The sequence below is a fragment of the Paraniabella hibiscisoli genome, assembly GCF_022512515.1.
GTDB lineage: Bacteria > Bacteroidota > Bacteroidia > Chitinophagales > Chitinophagaceae > Niabella > Niabella hibiscisoli.
Genome location: NZ_JAKWBK010000001.1, coordinates 2,632,360 through 2,653,997, shown reverse-complemented (window position 1 = coordinate 2,653,997; position 21,638 = coordinate 2,632,360). Strand labels below are relative to the sequence as shown.

The 21,638-nt window shown below is 43.6% G+C and carries 17 protein-coding genes, 2 tRNA genes, 3 rRNA genes and 1 pseudogene; 2 read left to right on the top strand and 21 right to left on the bottom strand.

Features of this window, described 5'->3' with window-relative positions; all coding sequences use genetic code 11:
• Nucleotides 1-20 precede the first annotated feature (20 nt).
• The gene (locus MKP07_RS16770) at nt 21-635 is read left to right on the top strand and encodes a response regulator (RefSeq protein ID WP_240848200.1); all 615 of its coding nucleotides are present in this window, start codon (nt 21-23) and stop codon (nt 633-635) included.
• A 13-nt stretch (nt 636-648) separates the two neighbouring features.
• On the opposite strand, the gene MKP07_RS16765 is transcribed toward MKP07_RS16770, so the two are convergent.
• From MKP07_RS16765 to MKP07_RS16700, 14 genes are all read right to left on the bottom strand, one after another.
• Nucleotides 649-1,866, bottom strand: coding sequence for a DEAD/DEAH box helicase (locus MKP07_RS16765; RefSeq protein WP_240848199.1), 1,218 nt, complete (start codon nt 1,864-1,866; stop codon nt 649-651).
• A 253-nt stretch (nt 1,867-2,119) separates the two neighbouring features.
• Nucleotides 2,120-2,231: ribosomal RNA gene (gene rrf, locus MKP07_RS16760) — 5S ribosomal RNA — on the bottom strand.
• Nucleotides 2,232-2,367: 136 nt separating this feature from the next.
• Nucleotides 2,368-5,165: ribosomal RNA gene (locus MKP07_RS16755) — 23S ribosomal RNA — on the bottom strand.
• Between the two features lie 341 nt (nt 5,166-5,506).
• Nucleotides 5,507-5,579 (bottom strand) — tRNA-Ala (locus MKP07_RS16750).
• Between the two features lie 87 nt (nt 5,580-5,666).
• Nucleotides 5,667-5,741 (bottom strand) — tRNA-Ile (locus tag MKP07_RS16745).
• A 208-nt stretch (nt 5,742-5,949) separates the two neighbouring features.
• Nucleotides 5,950-7,473 (bottom strand): 16S ribosomal RNA (locus MKP07_RS16740).
• The 16S, 23S and 5S rRNA genes sit together here with 2 tRNA genes alongside, the layout of an rRNA operon.
• Before the next feature lie 1,252 nt (nt 7,474-8,725).
• Nucleotides 8,726-8,998: a hypothetical protein gene (locus MKP07_RS16735; protein ID WP_240848198.1), complete on the bottom strand. Its 273-nt coding sequence runs from the start codon at nt 8,996-8,998 to the stop codon at nt 8,726-8,728.
• A gap of 140 nt (nt 8,999-9,138) precedes the next feature.
• Nucleotides 9,139-9,900 (bottom strand): tRNA pseudouridine(38-40) synthase TruA, encoded by a 762-nt coding sequence (gene truA / locus MKP07_RS16730; protein WP_240848197.1) that lies wholly within the window; start codon nt 9,898-9,900, stop codon nt 9,139-9,141.
• Nucleotides 9,901-9,903: 3 nt separating this feature from the next.
• Nucleotides 9,904-11,133, bottom strand: coding sequence for a DUF4476 domain-containing protein (locus MKP07_RS16725; RefSeq protein ID WP_240848196.1), 1,230 nt, complete (start codon nt 11,131-11,133; stop codon nt 9,904-9,906).
• An 82-nt stretch (nt 11,134-11,215) separates the two neighbouring features.
• Nucleotides 11,216-12,190 carry a prolyl oligopeptidase family serine peptidase gene (locus MKP07_RS16720; RefSeq protein ID WP_240848195.1) on the bottom strand — a complete coding sequence of 325 codons (975 nt, stop codon included), beginning with the start codon at nt 12,188-12,190 and terminating at the stop codon, nt 11,216-11,218.
• A 23-nt stretch (nt 12,191-12,213) separates the two neighbouring features.
• The gene (locus MKP07_RS16715; RefSeq protein ID WP_240848194.1) at nt 12,214-12,981 is read right to left on the bottom strand and encodes a TPM domain-containing protein; all 768 of its coding nucleotides are present in this window, start codon (nt 12,979-12,981) and stop codon (nt 12,214-12,216) included.
• A gap of 102 nt (nt 12,982-13,083) precedes the next feature.
• Nucleotides 13,084-13,548 carry a TPM domain-containing protein gene (locus MKP07_RS16710; protein ID WP_240848193.1) on the bottom strand — a complete coding sequence of 155 codons (465 nt, stop codon included), beginning with the start codon at nt 13,546-13,548 and terminating at the stop codon, nt 13,084-13,086.
• A 5-nt stretch (nt 13,549-13,553) separates the two neighbouring features.
• Nucleotides 13,554-14,138, bottom strand: a complete 585-nt coding sequence (locus tag MKP07_RS16705; RefSeq protein ID WP_240848192.1) for a LemA family protein — start codon at nt 14,136-14,138, stop codon at nt 13,554-13,556.
• Between the two features lie 9 nt (nt 14,139-14,147).
• Nucleotides 14,148-14,729 (bottom strand): LemA family protein, encoded by a 582-nt coding sequence (locus tag MKP07_RS16700; RefSeq protein ID WP_240848191.1) that lies wholly within the window; start codon nt 14,727-14,729, stop codon nt 14,148-14,150.
• 443 nt (nt 14,730-15,172) lie between these two features.
• Between MKP07_RS16700 and MKP07_RS16695 the strand changes: the two genes are divergently transcribed.
• A complete protein-coding gene (locus MKP07_RS16695) occupies nt 15,173-15,679 on the top strand; it encodes a hypothetical protein (RefSeq protein WP_240848190.1) in 507 nt (168 codons plus the stop codon).
• A gap of 110 nt (nt 15,680-15,789) precedes the next feature.
• On the opposite strand, the gene MKP07_RS16690 is transcribed toward MKP07_RS16695, so the two are convergent.
• The 7 genes and pseudogenes from MKP07_RS16690 to MKP07_RS16665 all read right to left on the bottom strand — a co-directional run bounded on the left by MKP07_RS16690 (nt 15,790) and on the right by MKP07_RS16665 (nt 21,599).
• Nucleotides 15,790-16,374, bottom strand: coding sequence for a hypothetical protein (locus tag MKP07_RS16690; RefSeq protein ID WP_240850898.1), 585 nt, complete (start codon nt 16,372-16,374; stop codon nt 15,790-15,792).
• A 29-nt stretch (nt 16,375-16,403) separates the two neighbouring features.
• A complete protein-coding gene (locus MKP07_RS16685; protein WP_240848189.1) occupies nt 16,404-17,474 on the bottom strand; it encodes a hypothetical protein in 1,071 nt (356 codons plus the stop codon).
• A 16-nt stretch (nt 17,475-17,490) separates the two neighbouring features.
• Entirely contained in the window at nt 17,491-19,191 is a 1,701-nt protein-coding gene (locus MKP07_RS16680) for a TldD/PmbA family protein (protein WP_240848188.1), read from the bottom strand.
• Between the two features lie 137 nt (nt 19,192-19,328).
• Nucleotides 19,329-19,502 (bottom strand): hypothetical protein, encoded by a 174-nt coding sequence (locus MKP07_RS43810; RefSeq protein WP_449589173.1) that lies wholly within the window; start codon nt 19,500-19,502, stop codon nt 19,329-19,331.
• A gap of 113 nt (nt 19,503-19,615) precedes the next feature.
• Nucleotides 19,616-20,455, bottom strand: a pseudogene (locus tag MKP07_RS16675) (sigma-54-dependent transcriptional regulator); the annotation flags it as partial.
• A gap of 155 nt (nt 20,456-20,610) precedes the next feature.
• The gene (locus MKP07_RS16670) at nt 20,611-20,961 is read right to left on the bottom strand and encodes a transketolase C-terminal domain-containing protein (RefSeq protein WP_240848186.1); all 351 of its coding nucleotides are present in this window, start codon (nt 20,959-20,961) and stop codon (nt 20,611-20,613) included.
• Between the two features lie 20 nt (nt 20,962-20,981).
• Entirely contained in the window at nt 20,982-21,599 is a 618-nt protein-coding gene (locus tag MKP07_RS16665; protein WP_240848185.1) for a hypothetical protein, read from the bottom strand.
• Between the last annotated feature and the right edge of the window lie 39 nt (nt 21,600-21,638).

Genomic DNA, 21,638 nt, shown 5'->3' with positions numbered 1-21,638 from the left:
TTACAATATAAATGGCAAAAATGCGGATCAATCTCTTTATAGTTGATGATCACTATATGATAATAGAGGGCATTCAATCTTTATTGATGCACGAAAAAGATATTAGCTGGATGGGGCATGCTACCAGTGCGGCTTCCTGCCTGGCTTTCCTGAAAAGCAATCAACCCGATGTTATTTTAATGGACATTAATTTGCCTGACAAAACAGGTATTGATCTTTGTAAAGAAGTTAAAACGCTTTACCCGTCCATCTTCATTATTGGGCTCAGCACTTTTAACCAGCATAGTTTTATCAGTAAGATGATGGATAACGGGGCTTCGGGCTATATATTAAAGAATGCTACCCGTCCGGAAATTATGGAAGCCATCAACACTGTGATTAAAGGAAAATTGTTTTTTAGCGCTGAGGCGTCCCACGCCTTGCAGCAAAGCCCGGATATCAGCATTATCCTTACCCGTCGCGAAAAGGAAGTTCTGGAACTGATTGCAGACGGGCTTACCAATAATGAGATAGCAGAAAAGCTTTACATCAGTATTACAACAGTTGACACCCATCGAAAGAACCTCTTAAGCAAATTCGACTGCCGAAATGTTGCTTCGCTTGTTCGCAAAGCATCTCAATTAAACTTTATATAGAATAAGGTCCACTTTACTTGTGCCTGTTGCCGGTATTCCTGTGAAAACCCTTTCTCTTCTTAAAAGAATTTTGCGTTGCAGGATTATAGGCAGGCTGAGGGCCAAGATGTTCGGGTATGGTCATTTTATCAACTTCTTTAGAAATCAATTTTTCTATCACCTGGAACTTTCGTTGTTCTTTAGGATTTACAAAAGTAAATGCACTGCCAGTTGCTTCTGCTCTTGCCGTACGTCCAATGCGGTGTACATAGTCTTCTCCGTCGCCCGGGACATCAAAATTAATGATGAGGTCGATGTGATCTATATCGATCCCACGTCCCAGGATATCCGTTGCTACTAACACGGGCAATCTTCCACTGCGATATTGCATTAACACGTCCTCCCTGCTATCCTGTTCCAGGTCGCTATGTATTTCCCCTGCTTTGATCCCTACTCGTCGCAGATCCCGGGCCAGCTCTTTAACCTTCACCTTACTTCCGCAAAAAATAAGTACTGCTTTATATTGTTTTTCTTTGAGCAGGTATTGTATCAAAGGTATTTTTTGCTCATCGTACACCATGTAAGCCTGCTGCAATATTTTTTCAGGCGGTTTGCTCATCGCAATGCTGATCTCAACAGGGTCTTTCAATATATTCCTTGCCAGTACTTTTATTTTCGGAGGCATGGTTGCAGAAAACAGCATTGTTTGCCGCTCCTGGGGCAACTTGCCTATGATAAACATAATGTCCTCGTAAAACCCCATATCCAGCATGCGATCGGCTTCATCTAACACGAGGTAGCGCAAAGATTGCAGTTTAACATAACCCATTTTTATATGGGCCATCATTTTACCGGGTGTGCACACTACTATGTCAGCGCCCATTGTCATCGCCTTCTTTTCCTGGATAAAGTCGTTACCGTTACCGCCCCCATATACCGCAATGGAGCTCAGGTTGGTAAAATAAGATAGACCTTCCAGGTGTTGGGATATTTGTATGGCCAGTTCCCGGGTTGGTACAATGATCATAGCACTAATACCATTAGTACTGGATTCTTCCGTTAATAACCTATTAATAAGTGGCAATAAAAAAGCAGCCGTTTTACCGGTACCTGTTTGTGCAAAAGCCAGTATATTTTTTCCGTTGAGAATATGAGGAATGGCTTGCTCCTGTATAGGTGTAGCCTGTTGATAATTAGAAGCCTCGATGCCTTCCATTAAACGCTCATCAAAACCAAATTCTGTAAATTTCAATTGTTGTTGGATTAAAAATGAGCTGCAAAGATACCTTGTTTAACTCATTGTATAGATATGTATTTCGCTGATAACAAAAGGATGCCAGTAATGGATCAGGTTGAAAAGTTGAGGGGGTGATGGTCTCAAGCACAAATTCTATTTGTTGCCTGTTCTAGCTAGTGGTTACGTATTGGTGTTTGGGTGATGTGGGTAGTACAGGCTGGTATTGTGCATAAAAAAAGCCTCACAAAACTGTGAGGCTTTCTAAAAAGAATGGCAGCTACCTACTCTCCCGCATTGTTGTGCAGTACCATCGGCCTTAAGGGGCTTAACTTCTCTGTTCGGTATGGGAAGAGGTGAACACCCTTGGTATAACCACCATAAAAAGGTAATTGGTTGATTTGTTTACTTGTTGAACAGGAACCAATCCATATCAACTAATAAACCAGTAAACCAGTCAACCAACAATAAGATAACATATTGGAAAAAGAAAAAATTAGAAGAGTACCTAACAAAATAAAATTAAAGCGTACGGGCAATTAGTACTACTCGGCTTTGATGTTACCACCTTTACACCTGTAGCCTATCAACGTAATAGTCTCTTACGGCCCTTAAAAGTAAACTCATCTTGAGATAGGTTTCACGCTTAGATGCTTTCAGCGTTTATCCTGTCCGTACTTAGCTACTCAGCATTGCACCTGGCGGCACAACTGATACACCAGCGGTACGTACGACCCGGTCCTCTCGTACTAAGGTCATGTTCTCTCAATTTACTAACGCCCACCACAGATAGGGACCGAACTGTCTTGCGACGTTCTGAACCCAGTTCACGTGCCACTTTAATCGGCGAACAGCCGAACCCTTGGGACCTTCTCCAGCCCCAGGATGTGACGAACCGACATCGAGGTGCCAAACCTCCCCGTCGATATGAGCTCTTGGGGAGATCAGCCTGTTATCCCCGGAGTACCTTTTATCCTTTGAGCGACGGCCCTTCCATACAGAACCGCCGGATCACTTTAGCCGACTTTCGTCCCTGCTCGGCCTGTTTGCCTCACAGTCAAGCTCCCTTATACTAATGCGCTCTGCGTACGATTACCAACCGTACTGAGGGAACCTTTGCAAGCCTCCGTTACTCTTTAGGAGGCGACCACCCCAGTCAAACTACCCACCATGCACTGTTTCCCGCTAGGGATTAGATCCTAAATCAAAGAAGGTTGGTATTTCAACGACCGCTCCACAATGGCTGGCGCCACCGCTTCATAGCGTCCCAACTATGCTACACATCCGTAATTCAAAATCAATGCAAAGTTATAGTGAAGGTTCACGGGGTCTTTCCGTCCCGTGGCGGGTAACCGGCATCTTCACCGATACTACAATTTCACCGGGCTCGTGGAGGAGACAGCGTTCAACTCATTAGACCATTCGTGCAGGTCGGAACTTACCCGACAAGGAATTTCGCTACCTTAGGACCGTTATAGTTACGGCCGCCGTTTACTGGGGCTTCAGTCAGAAGCTTTGGCTTGCGCCGAACATCCTTCCTTAACCTTCCAGCACCGGGCAGGTATCAGGCTCTATACGTCATCTTTCGATTTTGCAGGGCCCTATGTTTTTGTTAAACAGTTGGTTGAACCATTTTACTGAGACCACCCGAAAGTGGTATGCTTTATCCCGAAGTTACAGCATCAATTTGCCTAGTTCCTTCTCCACGGCTCACCCGAGCGCCTTAGAATACTCATCCCGTCTACCTGTGTCGGTTTGCGGTACCGGCCGCTATGCTCGCTTTTCTTGGAAGAACTTTCACACTTGCGCTTCACCCGAAGGATCCACTCAGCTAATCCGTCAGCCTGTAGTGCTAGCATTCTCCGTCACTTTTAATGCATAGTGGGCGCAGGAATATTAACCTGCTTTCCATCGTCTACCCCTTTCGGGTTTGACTAAGGACCGGGCTAACCCTGATCCGATTAACGTTGATCAGGAACCCTTAGACTTTCGGCGATAAGGTTTTTCACCTTATTTATCGTTACTTATGCCTACATTTTCTTTTCTAACCGCTCCAGCATACGTCGCCGTACACCTTCGATGCAGTCAGAATGCTCCCCTACCGATCATGCGCTTGAGCGCCGATCATAGAGCTTCGGTTCATAGTTTAATACCCGATTATTTTCCGCGCAGAGCCTCTCGACCAGTGAGCTGTTACGCACTCTTTAAATGAATTGCTGCTTCCAAGCAAACATCCTGGCTGTTATTGAAGCTCTACATCGTTTGATTAACTTAACTATGTATTGGGGACCTTAGCTGCTATTCTGGGTTATTTCCCTCTCGGCCACGGACCTTAGCGCCCGCAGCCTCACTCCCGGTAAACATCTGTTAGCATTCGGAGTTTGTCAGGGTTTGGTAGGCGGTGAAGCCCCTAGCCCAATCAGTAGCTCTACCTCTAACAGACTTTATAAACCGAGGCTGTTCCTAAAAACATTTCGGGGAGAACGAGCTATCTCTCAGTTTGATTGGCCTTTCACCCCTATCCACAGGTCATCCCAAGACTTTTCAACGTCAACGGGTTCGGTCCTCCAGTGTGTGTTACCACACCTTCAACCTGCCCATGGATAGATCACAAAGTTTCGCGTCTAGCCCCACTGACTAAGCGCCCTATTCGGACTCGCTTTCGCTACGGCTCCGTTGTTTAAAACTTAACCTCGCCAGTGAGGACTAACTCGTAGGCTCATTATGCAAAAGGCACGCCGTCACACCATAAAGATGCTCCGACCGCTTGTAGGCGTACGGTTTCAGGTACTATTTCACTCCCTTATTTAGGGTGCTTTTCACCTTTCCCTTACGGTACTGGTTCACTATCGGTGTCTGAGGAGTATTTAGCCTTACCAGATGGTGCTGGCAGATTCAAGCAGGATTCCTCCGGTCCCGCCCTACTCAGGATACCACTCGTCCACATCAATTTCTGCTTACGCGGCTTTCACGCCCTATAGCTCAACTTTCCAGATGATTCAGCTTGATGATGCTTTCTAAATGTGGTCCTACAACCCCGGCTCCGCACGCGAAGCCGGTTTAGGCTCTTCCCTGTTCGCTCGCCACTACTTAGGGAATCATTGACTTATTTTCTTTTCCTCCGGGTACTTAGATGTTTCAGTTCTCCGGGTTGGCTCTCTTTCGAGTGATACGTCTTCAACGTAACAGGTTGTCCCATTCGGAAATCCAGGGATATAATACTCGTGTGCAGTTCCCCCTGGCTTATCGCAGCTTACCACGTCCTTCATCGCCTCTCAGACCCAAGGCATCCACCATACGCCCTTAATTGCTTTAAAAAAGTTTATAAAACTTAATTAATATGAGGCCAGTATCTCTACTGGACTTTTTATTTAGTTTGTTGTAGTTGTTACCCGACCACATTTCTTCAGACCAACCAATAAATTGGTGATATTTCAAAAAAATGATCGATAAACTATGTTAGGTACTCTCCTAACAATATTTTTTCCAATATGTCAAAGAACTTCTATCAATTAGCTAATTTGCTGATGTGCTAATTTGCTAATGATCTAGTTGATAATATGGTTGCGAACCATCAGACCTTAAAACTATTTTTAAGTCACTATCATCTTATATAAAGAACTATTCTGTGAGGCGTAACGCCTTACCTTCTACTTTGTGGAGGATATCGGAGTCGAACCGATGACCCTCTGCGTGCAAGGCAGATGCTCTAGCCAACTGAGCTAACCCCCAGGTTAAGGTTGATTAGTTTATTAGTTAATCAGTTAACAAGCAAATAACTTATCAACCAGTCAACCAGCCAACTAATTACCAGTTTGTAGACCCGACCAGATTTGAACTGGTGACCCCTACATTATCAGTGTAGTGCTCTAACCAGGCTGAGCTACGGATCTGTTTGCTAATGGGCCAATTTGATAATTAGCTAATATGCTAATGATAAATGATAATTATCAGCTGGCTTTAGATTGCCGTACTCAAATTTGGCCATCAGGTCTTATGTAAAGAACTTTTGCTGCAGACCATGGTCCATCGACCATTGACTATAGACTTCAATAATATTGAAAGAAAAGGAAACAACAGCACGGTAAGTGCTTGCTCTAAAAAGGAGGTATTCCAGCCGCACCTTCCGATACGGCTACCTTGTTACGACTTAGCCCCAATTACCAGTTTTACCCTAGGCAGCTCCTTACGGTTACCGACTTTAGGTACACCCGGCTTTCATGGCTTGACGGGCGGTGTGTGCAAGGTCCGGGAACGTATTCACCGTATCATTGCTGATATACGATTACTAGCGATTCCAGCTTCACGTAGTCGAGTTGCAGACTACGATCTGAACTGAGAGAAGGTTTTTGAGATTAGCTTCACGTCACCGTGTTGCGACTCTTTGTCCTCCCCATTGTAGCACGTGTGTAGCCCTGGGCATAAAGGCCATGATGACTTGACATCATCCCCTCCTTCCTCACGTCTTACGACGGCAGTTTCACTAGAGTTCCCAGCGTTACCTGATGGCAACTAGTGATGGGGGTTGCGCTCGTTGCGGGACTTAACCCAACACCTCACGGCACGAGCTGACGACAGCCATGCAGCACCTTGCTTTGTGTCTATTGCTAGAAATACCGCTTTCACGGTACGGCACTCGCATTCTAGCCCAGGTAAGGTTCCTCGCGTATCATCGAATTAAACCACATGCTCCACCGCTTGTGCGGACCCCGCCAATTCCTTTGAGTTTCAACCTTGCGGTCGTACTTCCCAGGTGGGATACTTAATGCTTTCGCTCAGACACACACTGTTTATCGCGTATGTCGAGTATCCATAGTTTAGGGCGTGGACTACCAGGGTATCTAATCCTGTTTGATCCCCACGCTTTCGAGCCTCAGTGTCAATATATGTTTAGCCAGCTGCCTTCGCAATTGGTGTTCTATGTCATATCTAAGCATTTCACCGCTACATGACATATTCCGCTAACCTCAACAATATTCAAGACTAATAGTATCCATGGCAGTTTCCGAGTTAAGCTCAGAGATTTCACCACGGACTTACTAACCCACCTACGCTCCCTTTAAACCCAGTGAATCCGGATAACGCTTGCACCCTCCGTATTACCGCGGCTGCTGGCACGGAGTTAGCCGGTGCTTATTCATATGGTACCGTCAGTCGAGCTAGAAAGCCCTTTTTCGTCCCATATAAAAGAAGTTTACAATCCAGAGGACCTTCATCCTCCACGCGGCATGGCTGGTTCAGAGTTTCCTCCATTGACCAATATTCCTTACTGCTGCCTCCCGTAGGAGTCGGGCCCGTGTCTCAGTGCCCGTGTGACTGGTCGTGCTCTCACACCAGTTAATGATCGAAGGCTTGGTGGGCCGTTACCCCGCCAACTACCTAATCATACGCACACCCGTCTTCTAGCGTGTTGCCACTATAATAATAATAAGATGCCTCATCATCATGTTACGGGGTATTAATCCAAATTTCTCTGGGCTATCCCCCACTAAAAGGAAGGTTGTGTACGTGTTCCGCACCCGTTTGCCGGTCGCCGGCGGTATTGCTACCCCGCTGCCCCTCGACTTGCATGTATTAAGCCTGCCGCTAGCGTTCATCCTGAGCCAGGATCAAACTCTCCGTTGTAAATGAGTTTGATTGCTGACTATTAAAAATTCTCAAGAAGAAAAATTAACGTGTCAAAAATCGAATGTTATTTGCTTTTTGACTTACCTTTCGTGTTACTCAATTAAGAGTAGTTGATTGTGCTATTGTTTCCAAACTTTCAAAGAACTTACAACCAATTAGCTAATTCGCTGATGTGCTAATATGCTAATGATTAAAGCGATAATTATGGTTATGAACCATCAGACCAAATGTCATTATCAAATATCTAAAGAACTAATTTCTAAACTTTCAGAGCGTAAAATACTATCCCGATCCATCTACATCTGCGGGCTTTACCACTCAAGCGCCTCTAACGCTCCTATCATCTTTTCTGTAACTTTCTGAAGAACTAAACAACTTTCGTAACCGTTGTTTTTAATTGGGATTGCAAAGCTAGTGTTTCAACTTTAATCTGCCAAATTTTTTCGAAACTTTTTTCAAATTTATTTCCAAGAACCAATCTCAAAAACTCACTCAAAAACCTCTCTAAGAACTACCCGATCAATTATTTTCGGACGGCAAAGATAAGGAAAACTTTCAAAACTTAACCAACTTTTTTTAATCTTTTTTCGAAGACCGTAGCTACAACTACAAGGTGGGAAATAAGCGGAATGCTTAAAATAAGTCATTCATTATTAATTTGTTATTCAGTACCCTAAGGGCTTTTCTAAGAACTTCTTTCCGTCTTTAACTCTCAAACGGGATGCAAATGTAAAAGCTTTATTTTAACTCACCAAATTTATTTTTGATAAATCTTCTCAAACAACTCATTACCAAACATTTACAACACTTTAAGAACTACGCTATTCGCTAACGGGTTGCAAATATAGAACTCTTTACAACACCACAAAACTTTTTGCCACTTTTATTTTAAAAAATATCCAAATAACCATAATAAAACAGGAACCGCAAGCCATCGTGCGTAAATTACATGTCGCTAAACGCTAATTATCAACTAGTTATATAAAAGGATGCTGAATACTCGATGCTCGATGCTAGGTGCTCACCATCAACCTCAGATAGTAATTAATAACTACACAACTTCACTAACAAAGGGCTACCCTTATATAGTTCAGCCCTTATATACTATGGTATATATCGTTTTACGGACTTGGATACCCAAACATCGATACCGGATTAAACCGTGCCCGTTGGTTTTCAGCCGGTACTACAACATTGATATTAACAGTGCCCCTACCCGATCCTGTTGTAGTATAGCATTTAACTAACACTAGCCGAAAGCCTGGTTCTCAACCGCACCACTCGCAAGATTCCAGGATCCCCAGCCAATAACGATACCGGTATTGATTACAGGATCGGCACTAACCCGCCTGTTGGTTGTGGTTACATTATAGTTTTCTCCAACCGGGCCGGGACCTTTAATATTAATATCAATGAAGTTGTCCAGATTGGAATCCCAAAGAAGGCTATCCATTGCTGCAGGCGTTACACTCCTTCGGTTAGCCGTAACCAAAGTATACGTTGCTTTGGTAAAGCCTGCCATATAATGCCCTGCCACTGTTTGATAAGCCGAACAAACTGTATCAATAAAAGAAGAATCATCCTGGATTCAGGAAGTCGTCAATGTAATTTACCACACACAAACCTTTAACGATTGCTCAAAGCAGTAAAACTGCTGACGGATCAGGAATACTTAACCTGCATCAAGGTTAAACCATGTGCAGGTGTATCAAAATAGGTATTGCTGCAATCTTTAGATTCGATGATAGCTCTGAATGTTTCGAGAGAAATAATACCCCTTCCTACTTTAAGCATGGTGGCGGTAAGCGCGCGAACCATGCCGCGGAGAAACCGATTTGCAGATACTACATAAACCAGCTGATCATCTTTCATAATCCATTCACTCTGGAGTATGGTACAATTAAATGTTTTTACCTGGGTATTCTTCTTGGAGAAGGATGTAAAATCTGTATAGTCTTTTATTAATGCTGCTGCACTATTCAACAAGGCAATATTCAGCGAGTAGGGATAAAAATAAGCGCTGTCAGTTATAAAAGGATTTTTATATTGGTAAACATGATAGTGATAAACCCGGCTCAATGCATCAAAGCGGCAATGCGCCTCATCACTTTTTTCAGTAACTGTATTGATAGCAATGTCTGAGGGGAGGATAGCATTAAGGTTATAGATCCATTTTTGTTCAAATGTTTCGGGCCAATCGAAATGGAAAAAGTTTTGCCGGGCATGAACTCCGGCATCGGTTCTGGATGATCCTGTAAGTTCTACAGGCTGTTTAAAAAGTACTTTGAAAGCCTTCTCTATTTCTCCCTGTATGGTTAGCGCATTTTTCTGGATCTGAAATCCCCTATACCTTGTGCCCTTGTAAGCTACTTCCAGGAAATAACGCAATGTTAATGACGATTTGAAATGATAGAAGATGATCAATAACTACTGAACCAATGCATTGAATTTATCGCGGTAGGCTGCGTCTTTAATTTCAGATGCGAGAGAAGCAAAATGCTCTCTGTCTGCAATAAAAGGATAAGCCGCTGCATAAAAATTGTACTTGCCTGCATTGGACAGAAACATGCTGCTCAAATATTTGATATGAGCAGTAGTATAACATTTAGCCTTAAAAGCCTTTGAGGCCTGTGCAATCATACTATCATCATTACTTTCTGTAGCCATTGCCCGGCGCAATTTCAAGAAATCATCTTCTGTTGCGATCGACTTACAAGCAGCATTACTGGATTTAGCACTTGCATTTTCAGCAGCAGCCGGTTGGGAAATAGCCGCCTTTTCTTCTACTTTAAAACCAGACTGATTATTTTCTTTAACGGTTACCGTTTCTTTCTTCTCGCGTTCCACCGGTGCAGGGGCGGGTTCTTTGGGTCCGCTGGCTTTTGGCTCAGGAATAAAAATGGTAATAGGATCTACCTGTCCCGATTCGTTTCTATCGTCATAAACTACAGTAACACCTTTAGAAGTTTTCGTTTGAACAGGTTCTGCTGCGGCGCTATTATCCGGCACTCTTACAACAGGGCGCTCCTGTACAGTAGCCGGTTGTTTATTTTCCGCTGGTTGGTTAATTGCTGTCGGAGGCGGTGTCACCACTACAGGTTTTTCTTCCACCGGTTGCTGTTTAGGCTTTTCCAGCAAACTCGGATCATTGGCGGCCTGCGATAATACTTTTGTAAAGTCTGACACGCCGTCTGCGGGAACAGTCTCTTTTTTAGGTTCGGGCTTCGGTGCAGGAGGCGTTACTTTTGCAGTCACCACTTCTTCTCCAACCTTCAAAGCCTTTTGAACCGCCATGGTTTGCAGATCAAACAGGCCCCAGCCATCATTTCCGTAATCTTTTATCAGGTAGCCCTTATCTTTTGAATCAATTTTAAAATCGAAACGTTGCTCGGCGGTCTTACTATCAGGAAATCCCACCGTTAATTTATAATTGCCGTCTTTTAACTGGGGAAGAATTAAATAACCGGAAGCATTGGCTGTTATTTGCTGCCCGTTAATCTTAATATAGAATGGCTGCGCAGGTTCTGTTTGAAGATAAACGAAGTATTTAGACTGTACCTGGTAACCCTGTCCAAAGCCAACAAAAGAAAGGAGTGTAAATAGAGCCAAAAAAGAAAATGCCTGTTCATTAAATATAATAATTTTTCTTGCAGGCAAATTTAACTGAAATTATCGGTTTGGCGTTTGCCTACGACAAATTGAAAACTTTTAGGTTTTGTTTAATATTTCGGTTAAAAATCTATTTCTCTACCCTACGGAAGAATTTCCGGTCGCCCATCAGCAGGGAAAATCCTGTAATAGCGCCTTTTTCGTTCCTGCTGAACTCTATTTCATCTATCGAATCATCCTGCCAGTAAAAATTGACGGGTGAAGATGCTTTCAGGAAAATCTTGTTATTCACATCTTTCACCAAAAGACGTCCTTCTTCTATCATTAATGTGACTGTATCCTTTTTTGAGTCAGCATATTTGCCAACATAAGACTTTAAAGCAGCATCCGGCACTGCGACCTGGTTAAAACGGAACCTTTTCTTAGAAAGCAACCATTGATATAAACTATCATTGTTATAGGTAATATCCCAGCTATTATGATTGGCATCAGGATATAAGGTAAATTTCACTTCTGCTTTTTTGTTCAACTTACGAACCGCATCAATCATGCTAATGGAGGCGGCCGGTAAAACCACATCATCTTTTGCACCGTGAAAACACCATATGGGCATATACCTTAAAGTCCAGGCCTTTTCGGCATCGCCACCACCACATACAGGTGCAATCGCGGCCAGATCAGAAGGATATTTCTCCGCATAGTTCCAGGTGCCAAAACCGCCCATGCTTAAACCGGTCATGTATACCCGGTCTTCGTCTACCTTATATTTTTTCTTGAGATCGTTTAATAATGCTTTCAGCACGTCCAGTTGCCACCCTGTATTCGGCGGAGCCTGGGGTGAAACGAGGATAAAAGGAAATTGGCGACCAGCCTCAACCAGCTTGGGAGGGCCATGAAACTTAACCTTATTAAGATCGTCGCCGCTTTCGCCCGATCCATGTAAAAATATGACCAAGGGCCATTTGCGTGCCGTATCGTCCTTATAGTTTTCGGGAAGATACAGGAGGTAATTTGTTTCCTGCACCAGCTTTTCTGCAGTTTGCTGGGCCCAGAGTTGTGAAGGCATCAAGGCAACAAGCAGGATGAACGTTAATTTATTAAGCATAACCGTCAGTATTTCTCAACCGTTTACCAACTGCCTCCGGCGCCGCCGCCGCCAAATCCGCCGCCACCAAAACCACCAAAGCCGCCACCCCCTCCGCCGCCACCGCCACCTCCGGACCATCCACCCGGGAAGATGACTGGGCCGCTCCAATCATCACGATAACCACGACGGGATACATACCCGCCACCGCCACCACCTCTGCGATTAATAATAACTATTATTATAAAAAGAATAATGGCCGCCATAAGAAGTCCGGATAACCGGCCACCACCTTTGCCCCTCTGATCGTAACCATCCGGAGCCTGATACTTTCCGGCAGCAGCCTCCATAATATCAGTAGTAGCTTCGTCCAGACCACGATAATTATCGCCCTGCCTGAAATTGGGGATCAACGCATTTTGAACGATCTGGTCGGCAACCAAATCAGTAACCGAACCTTCCAGGCCGTATCCTGGCGCTATGAAAACACCACGTTGCCCGCCTTTGGTACCTGTATTTACTAAAATAACAACACCGTTACTAAATTGCTTTTGTCCGCCCACACCCCATTTCCTTCCCAGGGCAATAGCAAATTCATCTCTTGAATATCCTTTAAGGTCATCCACCACTACCACTGCTATCTGGTTGGATGTACTGTCATCATAAGCTACCAACTTACGTTCTAATGCCTCTCTTTGCTCGGGGGTAAGAAAATTGCCGGAGAAATCATTCACTAACCTCGGCGGATTGGGCACAGCCGGAACATCGTTTTCAATTTGCGCCTTCGCTGTAAAAGCAAAAACAACAAACATGCTAAGCAGGAATAGCTCGATTACACGTTGCTGTAAGCCTTTTATTGAAAACGGGGAAAAAACGGGTATGGATAATTTTGTTTTGATGTGGTTGCTGATTTACTATTTTCCAAATACAATATCGTCGGGCAATTCATTGTGATCGCTGGCACGATCGTATGGGAAATAGCTATGTAAGCCCTCTCCTATTTCATACACATATTGGCATATGCCCTCCACAAAATGCTCCTGGTTAAATTCCTGTAAAATGTGACGAACCAACTCCTGCCAGTATTGAGCCCCTGTTTTGTTATGGATACCTTCATCTCCATAAATGGCCAGTTGGTGATCCTTAACGGCTATGTAAAGCAATACCGCGTTACGCTCCACCGTTTGCTCCATTTTTAACTGGAAAAAAATTTCTGAAGCACGCTCTACCGGGTCTACATATTTACAATGACTTTCCATGTAAATACGGATCTCTCCGCTGGTGCGGCTTTCTGCACTCCTGATCGCGTCTACCACCTGCTCTTTCTCTGCTGCGGTGAGAAACTCCGGCGATTTGCTTTTAAATAATGAAAATCCCAATTGACTTAAAATTTAATGTCTACATTATTTTGTGCACCATCTATGGCCTTAAACCCTTCCTTTACTTCAAAACCCAGCATTTTTGCTACCAGGCTTTTGGGAAAAGAGCGGGCAGCTTCATTGTAATCTCTGACAGCTGCATTAAAATCAGCCCTTGCTACTTTGATCCGGCGCTCATTACCTTCCAACTGAACCTGTAAGCCTCTGTAAGCTTCCGTTCCTCGTAAAACCGGGTATTTTTCAATAACAGCGATCAAACGATTAGAAGCAGCAGCCAGTGTATCCTGCAGGCCCGATTGCCGGTTATAATCATCAGCAGACAACCCACCGCCGGAGGCAGACAGCGCATTACTCCTGGCCTCAGCTACCTGAGTCAGGGTTTCCTGCTCAAAGCTTGCCATTCCTTTAACTGTATTTACCAGGTTGGGAGTCAGATCAAGCCTTCGCTGGTAAGTGCTTTGTACATCAGCCCAGGTCTGTTCCATCTTCTCCTCCTTACGCACTAAAGAATTGTAAGCCACTATCACATAGAGCCCCAACAAAATAATGAACGCACCAATAAGATATCCTGAAAAACGCTTTTGCGGCATGCTCTTCAATTAAAATTCTACTTTAGGAGCTGTTTCGGCACCAGGGTCAGCTTTAAAGGGTTCTTTAGCTTTAAAGCCCAACATGCCACCTAAAATATTCATAGGAAAAGAACGAACTTTTGTATTATAACTGTTTACAGCTCCGTTAAAAGTATTGCGTGAAGCACGGATCTCGTTCTCAATGCTTTCCAGCTGTCCCTGTAATTGCAGGAAGTTCTGGTTAGCTTTTAACTCAGGATAGCTTTCCACAACTGCCAGTAAACGGCTTAACGCACTGTTTACCTGTCCCTGTGCTGCCTGAAATTGCTGCATATTTTCCGGTGTCAGCTGATCTGCAGAAATATTTACCGAAGTAGCTTTAGACCTTGCTTCGATCACTTTAGTTAACGTTTCCTGCTCAAATTTAGCGGCACCTTTCACCGTATTTACGAGGTTGCCCACCAGGTCGTTACGTCGCTGGTAATCGCTTTGCACATTGGCCCAGGCATTCTTTACAACTTCATCTTCTTTTACAAGGCCGTTATAGCCTTTGCATCCCATAAAGCCTACCACCACTAATAAAATAATTACAATTAAACCTATTCCTTTCATAGTATTTGATTTTAAGTGTTTATGAAACAAATTTAATACAATTAGTTATTGAAAACGAAAGTCTATTCGGTAAAACCCTTGGCTATATCGGTAAGTGTGCACAGGTATAGGCTACAGCGGTTGTCGATTTAAAAATTGAATTGGAAAATCAATAATAAAAGAGTAAATTAGTACTGTGGTAATCAGACCACTAATCCTGGAGATCTTTTTACTACAACGATACTGAGAAGGAATGGAAAGTTTATTGTTCACCCATTAAAACTTAACATTATGCACCAGTTAGCTTTGCGCAGCGTATCTCCCGGTTCAAATGTCCCAGCACCGGCAAACCGCCCCCCTTATCATCATTTCACATTGCCACCCAATGCCTTTGGCGCTTATTCAGTCTTGTATTAGCATTATCCGTATTTATTTTACCAGGATGTAAGCCAAGCAATGCGAAGATGCCGGATGAAAAGAAACTGCAGGCGGAAAAAGATGCTATTCTCGCTACCATAGAAAAGGAAACCGCTTCTTTCTTTGCGAGGGACTATAATGCATGGAAATCAACTTACGCCCAAACTGACTATGCCTTTCAGGCCTGGAGCAACAGGGACGGCACTTTTGACGCCAGCGTAGGCTGGGATGGCATTGATAATACTGTGGGGAAATATATTAATGATAACCCCGAGCCACAATCGAGCAGCCACCCGGTTGTGGAACGCAAAAACATAAAATACAAATTTTATGGCCCTGATGCCTGCTATCTCACCTGGGACCAGTTCAACAGCAATAAAGAGGGCGACAATTTCCACCACAGTAAAGAGGTAAGAATGATGGAAAAGGAAAACGGTCAATGGAAAATAGTTTGCGTAGCGGCTTTTTGGGACTACGTAAATCCTATATCTGCAGACCGATTAAAAGATATTCAACGGATGGATAAGGAGTCGAGGGGTACAGACAAACTTTAAATGGAGAACCCGAAGCCGGGCCGTGAAAGCCGCCAAACCAGGCCGTTAAAGGGTGCATCGTTATTTCGGGCACCCCACATCTATGAATTCATTACACACCCTCTGGGCTGTTAATTCTTAACAGCCTTTTTTATTTTTCCGGTTTTTTTATCAACGTTACTTACAATGGCTTTATCTAAAAGCGGGTTAGAAACAATAATAGGTTTAGGCTTGGTGGTGGTTTCGTTTTTCTCGATCTCTATTTCGTTGACGATCATACTTTCCGGTGCAACAATGGTATAGTCTGAATTATTTTCCAACTGCAGTTTATCTGACGCAATAGTAAAACGCCTGAGAGACTTCATATTCAACGGACTGATCTTGCACTCATTTACCATCTCGGCTTTACCTGTTGCTACATCAATCTTATATACCTCAGGACTATTAAAAGACATGTCTTTTACCATATATGCAACGGTAAGCCCCTCTTCTTTGGCTAGCTGCAACAGCTTAGCCTTCATAGAATCTGCAGGAGCGGTTTTAGATGAAGTTAGCTTTAATACACCTGCATTATAATTCCTGCCCATAAAAGACTGGCCAAAGCCCTGGGATTTAAGGAACTTGCGGGTGGGAGTTCTTCCATTCACCAGGCTCTTTAAAATACCGGCTTCTATCAGCACCAGCGAATCTGCCGGCACCACCCCCTCATCATCAATTTCATAGTATCCTGTGGTATGCTTACCATTTACTTTTTTAGTGAGGGAATAGCTGTTACTGTAAGATCGGTTGCCACCAGTTTTTGCCCCAGCTTTTCCTCATAATTGGTTTCTCCGGAATTATACCCCAAAACAGATTTGCGACGGGTTTGCAAGGCACTGGAAAAACATTGATTAACGATGTCGGGAACGGCGTTCCCAACAAAGAGTACAGGTCCCATATAGGCGCCCTCAAATGCTTTAGCCTGTTCTTTCTGTTGTATTTTACTGATCAGTTCTTTTACACTTGCCTGCAATTGTTCGGGCGTAGGTAACTCATCCATCTGCTTAACTGTTATGGAATAGCTGCTGTTGTAATTATTCCCTTCTTCATCGGCAGTAGCGCCATAAGCCATAAAGGTTACGGCCCCTCCGGGCTTTCTTATCACAGAACCTTCGCTGCTCACTATGTAATTTTCAGCGCTGCTTATTAACAGGCGGCAATAGGATGTGGTTATTTTAGGATAAGCATTAAACAGGGCCGATAGTGATTGTAAATGTTGTTCCCATTTTTTGGTATCTATTTGTATGGGTTGAATAGCGCCAAAATCTTTTACTACCGGTGTAATGCGGGCAAGGTCATCCAGGGCCAGTTCTTTTTCGTCTACGCTTACTCTTTTTAAAGAGGACATAAAGCCGCTAAACTGTCGGGCATTATTTTTATAGGCCCGGTCGGTTTCCAGCCATAACAACCGGCGATACTCATCGGCACTGGCCTCATCCGGCAAATTCGCAAAATAACCGTCATACATCATATAATCGAAATTGCGATGATAATCGCCAACCCTTAGCTTAACGGATACCGACTTATTATTCACTGGCGTTTTTACCACCGTGGTAATTTCACCACGTTCGCTGTTTAAACTATAGCTGTTGACATTTTGCAGGTTATAAGCGATATAAAAAGGTTTCTCCAGGTCTGGCAGATGCAACCGGGTAATATTTCGCTGCAGCTCATCGTTGAGTACTTTTACGTAAAAATTATCCTTTAAATCCTGCGCCAGGGTTGCAGATCCTGCAAAACCTATCAGGAGTGTCAGGAAAAATATCTTTGCTCTCATTTTTGACTTATTTACTTTAGGCTACCAACTGATATAAAAATATTCCGGTGTTATTTGTCGAGGTCTGGTCTTGGCAATACCGGTAAGCGTTCGGAAGATTTGCTTTTTTCTGCGTTTCAATTACGTCTACAAAAATGGCCGGCGATGAAGCCGAAACCGGTACCCAGCCCGATCCTGAGCCACACATACCATTGAATGTTTCCATGCTATTGCTGCAAGCTGCAATATGCTTGAACATAGAAAGCGGCGTTCCTATAAGATCAACCCCTCTTACCAGCTCATCTGGCTTACCATCTGCATAAATTTTATACACCTCTGTTGGCAACACATTAAAAGCGTTGGGTGTGGTACGCCCTACATTGGTAAATCCGCCCTGCACATCCTGGAACAAATACCCGTAAGGCTTACCTTGCTTTTTACACTCCGCGATCAGCATATCCCTCAATTCATTAAACGTTTTCTCGCTTTTGCCGGTAACAACCAAATTACTTTGCCTGCTTTCAGGAATACCTCCGGGTGCCGTACGCGCATGACCATTGCTACCACTCACCCCATTAATAGGTGTGCGTGTCATTAAAAAATTACGCAGGATGCCATTTTCTACCACATCCACTTTTCGGGCAGCAACCCCTTCGTCATCAAACCTGTAAAAACCATTCACTTCAGCACCTGATACTTTTTTTGCGGTAGGGTCCATTGCAATGCTTAAAAAAGCGGGCAGTACTTCGGTGCCTATTTTATTCTTGAAAGTTTGCCCGTCAGATTCGTTTTTCATTCGTTTACCTTCAAGCCTGTGCCCGAATATTTCGTGGAAGAATACGCCCGCAGCACGACCAGAAAGAATCGCCGGGCCAACAAAGGGGTCTGCGAGCGGTGATTTTTTCAATTGGGTCAATTTAACGCTCATCTGAGAAACATCGGCCAGCACACTATCACCCGAGGGTAATTCGGACGGCTTATAAGCAAAATACAGCTTGTAAAGCGGAAGTTCCATGCCGTCATCAGCTTTGGTATTACCAAAAATGCTCTGCCAGGTTTCTGTACCGTTCTCTACAATGTCGGACCCATCTGTATCAATGAAATATTTTCGCGTAATCTTAAACTCAAAGTTAGCGCCTCCCTGTAGTAAGTCTGGGTTTTGCTTGAATACCCGGGTGAAGTTCTTAAGGGTTGCGGCGATCTTATCCAGGTCGGGTTTCAGCGCCTTGTAATTTAACGGTGCATCATAATAAATTTCCCGTTTGGCATTAGAAAAATCGGCGGCTGTATCTTCTTCCGCTACACGCACTTTTTTATTCGTCAGCAATTGTTCATATATCTGCGCAGCATTCTTATAGGCAAGGTCTGTGCTTTTCCAAATAGACAGGCGCAATATATCCTCATTCTCTACTATGGGCAAAGTACCGGCAGCACCTCCAAACTGGATATTATGGGTATTATCAAACTGGTAGCTGCCCACTCTAACTGTTGGTGTAAACACCCTTACCCTGCTGGAATCGACAGCACTAATGACACCGAAATTAGCGGTTACCCGGTAGGAGACCATATCATCTACCCGGTAACTCATATAGTATACATTTTTATCAGCAGCCTTTAGCTGTGTAAATTCCCGCTGTAATTCATTCTTTAAAACCCGGGAAAGTAAATCCTGGGACCAGGCATTGGCACAAGATAATACCATACCAATTAGCAGTAAAGAGCGGGTTGCTGTTGTCATATATTATAAAGATAAGCGGTGCATTCGAAGTAATAACCAGTTGACTCTTAATAGTTCCTTAAATCATAACTGCTGTGTACATGATCCATTCATGCGCACAGCAGCCTCATAATCTTCAATCAATAAGATGCAATTATCTACGGGTTTGCATAATTCTTTACGTCCTCTGCAATAATTGTTTTTCCACTTAGAATAACTAGTCGTTCTACCACGTTACGCAATTCCCTGATATTACCCGTCCAGTTATGTTGTTGCAGCAGTTTAATAGCGCCATCATCAATTCCTTTTTCGAGATACCATAATCTGCGCAAATGCTTTCTAAAAAACGATCGATCAATTGGGGGATATCGTCCCTGCGATCATTTAAGGAAGGTACATGGATCAATATTACACTAAGGCGATGGTATAAATCCAGCCGGAAGTTTTTTTGCTCCACTTCTTCCAGCAGGTCTTTATTAGTAGCCGCTATCACACGCACATCTACATTAATATCTTTATCGGCCCCAACCCTTGTTATTTTCCCCTCCTGCAATGCGCGAAGCACTTTAGCCTGTGCACTCAGGCTCATATCACCAATCTCGTCCAGGAAAAGCGTACCACCATTGGCCTGCTCAAACTTTCCTATCCTTTGTTTAACGGCAGATGTAAAAGATCCTTTTTCGTGACCAAATAATTCAGACTCTATCAGCTCTGTAGGTATGGCTGCACAGTTCACTTCTACCAGGGGACTTGCATTACGGCTACTTTTTTCATGCAACCAGCGAGCTACCAATTCTTTTCCCACCCCGTTCTCACCGGTTACCAGCACCCTGGCTTCTGTAGGTGCTACCTTATCGATTGTCTCTTTTATGCGTTTAATAGGCTCAGAATCGCCCACAATTTCCTGTACCCTGGATATTTTCTTACGGAGCACTTTGGTTTCGGTAACCAGCGTGCCTTTATCCAGCGCATTTTTTATGGTAATCAACAGGCGGTTCAGATCAGGTGGCTTGGAGATAAAATCGTAGGCTCCTTTTTTAACCGCTTCCACTGCTGTTTCAATGGTGCCATGACCCGATATCATGATCACAGGCACGTCAGGCGCTACCTCCAACGCTTTACCCAAAAATTCCATTCCATCCATCTTGGGCATTTTAATATCGCACAAAACCGCATCAAATTTATGCTCAGAGAATATCCTGATTCCCTGTTCGCCATCTGAAGCCTCGTGTGTTTTATAACCTTCGAATGATAATATTTCTATCAAAGTTTTACGAATGGACACTTCGTCGTCTATTACGAGTATAACGGGCGCGTTCTCGTTTGTCTTATTTCTATGGGGCACTTTATTACAGATTTTTTGTTTAGATCGTAAACTTAAAAGTCCACGAGCGAATAAATATAGCTCATGGACTTTTAAAAATGATAATATGACTCAAATTATTTTTTCTGATACATCACTTCTTTTACCAGTTTAACCGTACGGGCTACATCAGGTAAAGCTGCTGCTACCAGGTTGGCGGCGTAGTGTAATGGAGCATCTGCCGCAGTAATACGACGGATCGGTGCATCCAGGTAATCGAAAGCATCTTTTTGTACATTGTAGGCTATTTCAGACGAAATAGAAGCAAACGGCCACTGTTCTTCTACAATTACCAGCCTGTTTGTTTTCTGGATACTTTTAACGATTGTAGGAACATCTAAAGGACGAATGGTACGTAAATCGATCACTTCGGCGCTGATACCTTCTTTTTCCAGCTCGGCTGCGGCGCCTAAAGCTACTTTCATCATTTTATTGAAAGAAACGATTGTTACATCATTGCCTTCTTTTTTACATCAGCCTTTCCTAATTCTATATAATATTCTTCTTCAGGAACTTCCATTTTATCCCCATACATGGTCTCGCTCTCCATATATATTACCGGATCTTCTTCATAACGGATAGCTTGCTTCAATAAACCTTTTGCATCGTAAGGGTTGCTTGGAGATACCACTTTGATACCTGGGATATTGGCATACAGTGACTCAAAAGCCGTACTATGCTGGGCACCTAACTGGCCGGCAGAACCATTACCACCTCTGAAAACAATAGGACAAGAGATCTGACCACCGCTCATCGCCAGCATTTTAGATGCTGTGTTCAGTATCTGATCCAATGCTAAAACTGCAAAGTTCCAGGTCATAAATTCAACAATCGGCCTTAAACCTCTTTGTGCGGCGCCTACACCTACTGCAGTAAAACCCAGTTCAGCTATCGGCGTATCTAAAACTCTTTTAGGACCAAATTCTGCCAGCATACCCTGGCTTACTTTATACGCGCCGTTATATTCGGCAACTTCTTCACCCATTAAAAACACCCTGTCATCCCGTCTCATCTCCTCATTCATAGCTTCTCTTAAAGCCTCTCTAAATGCAATAATTCTTGCCATATTATTTTTGTTAATACTTTTAAAGTGCGGCAAATTTAA